General features: G+C 70.0%; 5 protein-coding genes. All 5 read left to right on the top strand.

All coding sequences use genetic code 11. From position 1 onward, the window contains the following. The first annotated feature begins 157 nt into the window (after positions 1-157). The 5 genes from ACMUOO_RS16335 (at position 158) to ACMUOO_RS16355 (ending at position 4,891) form a co-directional block, all read left to right on the top strand. Positions 158-1,387, top strand: coding sequence for a urate hydroxylase PuuD (locus ACMUOO_RS16335; RefSeq protein ID WP_301919200.1), 1,230 nt, complete (start codon positions 158-160; stop codon positions 1,385-1,387). Positions 1,388-1,471: 84 nt separating this feature from the next. After that, positions 1,472-2,866 (top strand): 3-deoxy-D-manno-octulosonic acid transferase, encoded by a 1,395-nt coding sequence (locus tag ACMUOO_RS16340; RefSeq protein WP_413855734.1) that lies wholly within the window; start codon positions 1,472-1,474, stop codon positions 2,864-2,866. After that, the gene (locus tag ACMUOO_RS16345) at positions 2,850-3,818 is read left to right on the top strand and encodes a threonine dehydratase (protein WP_301919202.1); all 969 of its coding nucleotides are present in this window, start codon (positions 2,850-2,852) and stop codon (positions 3,816-3,818) included. The genes ACMUOO_RS16340 and ACMUOO_RS16345 overlap by 17 nt, the downstream gene beginning before the upstream one ends. A 129-nt stretch (positions 3,819-3,947) precedes the next feature. After that, positions 3,948-4,406 carry an NUDIX hydrolase gene (locus tag ACMUOO_RS16350; protein WP_301919203.1) on the top strand — a complete coding sequence of 153 codons (459 nt, stop codon included), beginning with the start codon at positions 3,948-3,950 and terminating at the stop codon, positions 4,404-4,406. 47 nt (positions 4,407-4,453) lie between these two features. Further along, a complete protein-coding gene (locus ACMUOO_RS16355) occupies positions 4,454-4,891 on the top strand; it encodes a DUF1178 family protein (RefSeq protein ID WP_301919204.1) in 438 nt (145 codons plus the stop codon). Positions 4,892-5,077: the final 186 nt, after the last annotated feature.

The following is a 5,077-nucleotide window of genomic DNA, read 5'->3' on the forward strand; positions in this document are numbered from 1 at the left end:
ACCCGGACGAACATGCGGATGTTGCTGACATAGGCCATTCTTCGGGCAATCTTGAAAGTTCTCAGGTATTCGACGGATTATCAGAAAGGCCAAGCGCGGCATAGCCTTCGGCCGGGTTTCCCCCGTAAGCTCGCCCAGAATCCGACCCGAGGTCCTTATGCCCGATCCGACGCTCCTCTCCGACTGGCTCGAATTCGCCGTGCGCTGGCTGCATGTCGTCACCGCCATCGCCTGGATCGGCTCCTCCTTCTACTTCATCGCGCTCGACCTCGGACTCCACCGCGACCGTAATCTTGCCTCCGGTGCGGACGGGGAGGAATGGCAGGTCCATGGCGGCGGCTTCTACCACATCCAGAAATACCTCGTCGCACCCGAGCAGATGCCGGGCGACCTCGTATGGTTCAAATGGGAAAGCTACGCGACTTGGCTCTCGGGATTCGCGCTGCTTGGCCTCGTCTATTACCTCGGGGCCGGGCTTTTCCTCATCGACCCCGCGGTCATGGACCTCGCACCCTGGCAGGCGATCGCGATCTCCCTCGCGTCGCTCCTCGCCGCATGGGTGATCTACGATCTGCTCTGCCGCTCGCCCCTCGGGGAGAATCCGACGCTTCTCATGATCCTCCTCTACCTCGTCCTGGTTGGCTTCGCCCTCTTCTACACCAACGTCTTCACCGGGCGCGCGGCGCTTCTCCACCTCGGCGCGATCACCGCGACGGTCATGAGCGCGAACGTCTTCCTCGTGATCATACCCAACCAGAAGATCGTCGTCGCCGATCTCGTCGCCGGACGCCGGCCGGACCCGAAATACGGCAAGATTGCCAAGCTGCGGTCCACGCACAACAACTACCTGACCCTCCCCGTCCTCTTCATGATGCTGTCGAACCATTACCCGCTCGCCTTCGCGACGCAGTGGAACTGGCTGATCGCGAGCCTCGTCTTCCTGATGGGCGTGACAATCCGGCACTGGTTCAACACCCGCCATGCCCGCAAGGGCAGCCCATGGTGGACCTGGGCTGCGACCGTGCTCCTCTTCCTCGTGATCGCCTGGCTTTCGGCCGCGCCGACGACATCCGCCGACGAGGACGCCAGGCTCGACCCCGCCGCCGAGCGCTTCGCCGCCGCGCCGGGATTCGACGAGGTCACCGGGATTGTCCTCGGCAACTGCTCGATGTGCCATGCGGCCGAGCCCGGCTTCGAAGGAATCGCCCGCGCGCCGAAGGGCGTGCTGCTGGAAACGCCCGGCCAGATCGCGGCCCATGCGCGGCAGATCTACCTTCAGGCCGGCATCAGCCATGCGATGCCGCCTCCTTCGGCCTCGTTCCTCGACCCCCTTGACCGTGCCAGGATTGCCGCCTGGTTCCGGGCCGCCACCGCCGAAAAGGGCTGAGCCTTCGCCGCCGACGGCGGCGACCCGAAGGGGGAGGCGCTGCCTTACCGGATACCTCCGGGGTGTTTCCGGACAGGAAGGCCGATGCGAACGCATCCGGCCACTTGCCCCGCCGCAGGGACCTCGGCCGCAGGAGAGCGGGAGCGTCCCGGCGGCCGGCGCTTCGCGTCCGGATCATCGCGCACCATTGCCCCGTCGCACGGGCCATGGCAGACGAAGGACATGGTGCTCTACCGGTTCCTGATGTGGCTCGCGGGGCTTTCGCTCCGCCTCCGCGCGGCGCTCGCGCCCTGGCCGGGGGCGGAACGCCTCCGTGCGCCCGAACCGCCCGAGGGCGCGGGGCCGGTGGTCTGGCTCCACGGCGCCTCGAACGGCGAACTCGCGGCGGCACGGCCGGTGATCGCCGCGCTGCGCTCGGCGCTGCCCGGGCTGCGTCTCGTGGTGACGGCGAACAGCCTCAGCGGCCGCGACCTCGTGCAGGGCTGGGCCCTGCCCGGAACCGCCGTGCGCCTCGCGCCCCATGACGACACCCGGACCCTCAAGCGCTTTCTCGACGCCGCCCGGCCGGCAGCCCTGATCGTCATCGAGAACGAGCTCTGGCCGAACCGGCTCCGCCTGGCGGCGGCGCGTGGCATCCCTGTCTTCTGCCTCGCCGCCCGGATATCCGAGCGCAGCGCAGGGGCCTGGCGGCGCATTCCCGGCCTCGCCCGCAGCGTCATCGGCGCGATCACCTGGCTCGCCCCGCAGGACACGGCCTCGCGCGACCGGTTCCGCGCCCTCGGCCTTCCCGAAGACCGGATCGGCCCGCTGATGGTGCTGAAATCGGCGGCGGGCGCCATCGACGCCGCACCCCTGCCCTGTCCTCGCGCGACGACGCTCCTTGCTGCCTCGACCCACGCGGGAGAGGAGGCGATCGTGCTTGCCGCCTTCAAGCGGGCCCTCGCGGCGCGCCCCGACCTCCGCCTGATCCTCGCCCCGCGCCATCCCCGGCGGCGCGCCGAGGTCGAGGCGGCGATCCGTGATGCGGGGCTTGCCTTCGCGACGCGCAGCGCCGGTGCGGAGCCCGACGCAGCCCTCCCGGTCTATCTTGCCGACACTCTGGGCGAGATGGACCGCTGGTATGCCGGTGCCGGCATGACCTTTGTCGGCGGCTCGCTCGTGGATCGGGGCGGCCACACGCCCTTCGAGCCTGCGGCACACGGTTCGGCGATCCTGACCGGCCCGCACGTGGCGAACGCAGCACCCGCCTATGCCGCGCTCCTCGCGGCGGGGGGCGCGATCGAGGTCACCGATGCCGCAAGCCTTGCAGCGGCGATCCTCGGCCTCGCCGATTCGCGGGCGCAGGTGCGGCAGGCCGAAGCCGCAGCCCGCGCCCTCGCCCCCTTCACCGCCGGGGCCGCCGTCGCCGCCTTCCTCGCCGCACTCGCCCGCGAAACCGGCCCTCCCCTGAAAGGAGCCGCTGATGCAGTTCAGGCTTGACGAACTGGAGGCCGCCGAACGGCTGGTCCATGGCCATATGGACCCCACGCCGCAATATGCCTGGCCGCTTCTCGCCGAAGCCACCGGTGCCGAGACCTGGGTCAAGCACGAGAACCACGGGCCGATAGGGGCCTTCAAGGCGCGCGGCGCCATCACCTTCGTCGACTGGCTGCGCCGAACCCATCCCGACTGCCCCGGCATCATCACCGCGACGCGCGGCAACCATGGCCAGGCCCAGGCGCGGGCGGCGGCGCGGGCGGGCCTGCGCGCAGTCATCTACGTGCCGAAGGGAAACGCGGTCGAGAAGAACGCGGCCATGCGCGCCTTCGGGGCGGATCTGCGCGAACATGGCGAGGACTTCGACACCGCCAGAGAGGCGGCAATGCGGGCGGCCGCCGAGGGGCTCTTTCCGGTGCCGCCCTTCCATTCCGAACTCGTCCGCGGGGTCGCGACCTACGGGCTCGAATTCCTGCGCGCTGCCCCTCCGCTCCACACCGTCTATGTCCCGATCGGCTGTGGCTCGGGCATCTGCGGGGTGATCGCCGCGCGCGACGCGCTGGGGCTCTCGACGGAGGTGGTGGGCGTGGTCGCCGCCGATGCCCCCGGTGCGAAGCTTTCCTTCGAGGCCGGGCGGATCGTCGAGACGAACTCCGCCCGCACCTTCGCCGACGGGATGGCGGTCCGCGTGCCGGTGCCGGCGGCGCTCGACATCTACGGCCGGGGCGCGGCCCGCATCGTCGCGGTCGGCGAGGAGGAGGTCGCGGTGGCCGTCCGCCTCCTCTTCTCGGCCACCCACAACGTTGCGGAAGGTGCTGGCGCGGCGGCACTGGCCGCGCTCCTGCAGGAGCGGGAAGCGATGAAGGGCCGTCGCGTGGGCGTCGTCCTCTCGGGCGGCAACATCGACACGGACTGGTTCCGGACAATCCTGTCGGGCGGGATTCCGACCGTCTGAGACCGGATGGCCGGCCTTAGGTGTGGAATAGGGGCAGCGGCGGTGCTAAGTTTTTCCACAATTCCCGCGTAATGTCGGGGAGCGGCAGGTCTTGGCAGGAGCCGGGTCCGTTTCGGGCCCGGAAGACCCATGAAGAAGATGGAACAGACTGGCGGCAACGGGGCCGAGGCGATGGCGCAGACAGGTGCGCTGTGCTTTCGCGTGACGAAAAGGCGCGGCCCCGAGGTGCTTCTGGTTACCAGCCGCGACACCGGTCGCTGGGTGATCCCCAAGGGCTGGCTGATGAAGGACAGGACACCCGCCGAGGCGGCGCTGCGCGAGGCCTTCGAGGAAGCCGGGGTGGAGGGTCAGGTCACGGGCGGGATGCTCGGGCTCTACGCCTACGACAAGGCCATGGCGGACGGCTCGGCGCAGCCCTGCATCGTCTCGGTCTTTCCAATCGAGGTGGCACGTCTCAAGTCCGACTTTCCCGAGCGCTGCCAGCGCCGGCGGCGCTGGTTCCGGCCGGCCAAGGCCGCCCGGAAGGTGGCCGAGCCGGAACTCGGCGCGATCCTCGCCGCCTTCGCGCCCGGGCCGCGAAACGCTTGATTCCCCGTCCCCTCTGACCACATAGAGGGGGACGGCCGGGGTTTCGCATGATCCGCTATTCGCTCACCTGCAGCAACGACCACGCCTTCGAAAGCTGGTTCCAGTCGGCCGAGGCCTTCGACCGGCTTGCGGCGGCGGGCCATGTCGCCTGCGCGGTCTGTGGCGCGACCGGGGTCGCCAAGACGCTGATGGCGCCCGCCGTGAGGCCCGCGCGCAAGGCGGCTGCCGCCGCCACCGCCGCAGGACCGCTCGCCACGCCGCAGAGCCCGATCGAGGCGGCGCTTGCTGCACTCCGCCGGCAGGTGGAGGAGACCTCCGAATACGTCGGGCTGAACTTCGCGGCCGAGGCGCGGGCGATGCACGAAGGCCGTGTCCCGGAACGCTCCATCTACGGCGAGGCGAAGGCCGACGAGGCACGAAGGCTCGTCGAGGACGGCATCCCGGTGGCGCCCCTGCCCTTCGTGCCGGCACGGAAGACAAACTGAGCCGGCAGCAGGAAGCGGGCACCTGCCGCCTTCTGGCCTCGCGGCCTGTTCACCCCGGGGAGCATTTCCGGACAGAAGGAGGCGGCGGGATGGAAGTTCTGATCAGCGGTGCGCAGCGTGGCGTCGGCAGGGGGCTGGCCGATGCCCTTGCCGCGCGCGGCGATCGTGTCACCGGCACCTCGCGCC

Origin of the sequence: Albidovulum sp. (genome assembly GCF_041919395.1) — a bacterium.
Classification (GTDB): Bacteria; Pseudomonadota; Alphaproteobacteria; order Rhodobacterales; family Rhodobacteraceae; genus Albidovulum.